The organism is Roseateles sp. AC306 (assembly GCF_979253795.1).
Map to the genome: position 1 here is coordinate 1 of NZ_CEEDEB010000078.1, position 275 is coordinate 275.

Genomic DNA, 275 nt, shown 5'->3' on the forward strand with positions numbered 1-275 from the left:
GCGCCTGGCCAGCGCGGCGCGCCGCTTCACCTGGCTGGTGGACGTGCTCTACGCCCGTCGCGACAAGCTCATCATCTCGGCCGCCGTGCCGGCCGATCAGCTCTATACCGAGGGCCCGCTGGCCCACGAATTCCCGCGCCCCGTGTCGCGCTTGCAGGAAATGCGCTCGGCGGAGTACCTTGCACTGGCCCGCCGTGAAGTCGAGACCTCACTGACCTGATGAGTCTCCTGCTGATCCTCATTGCTGCCGCCGCCGCGTCAGCGCCGCCCCAGCC

Annotated in this window: 1 protein-coding gene; it reads left to right on the forward strand. The window is 69.5% G+C overall.

Going from position 1 to position 275, the window contains the following annotated elements; genetic code table 11:
- Positions 1 to 220, forward strand: a 220-nt coding sequence (gene zapE / locus AC0IZJ_RS28465) for an AFG1/ZapE family ATPase (protein WP_471855619.1), incomplete at its 5' end; no start/stop codon positions are given.
- Positions 221 to 275: the final 55 nt, after the last annotated feature.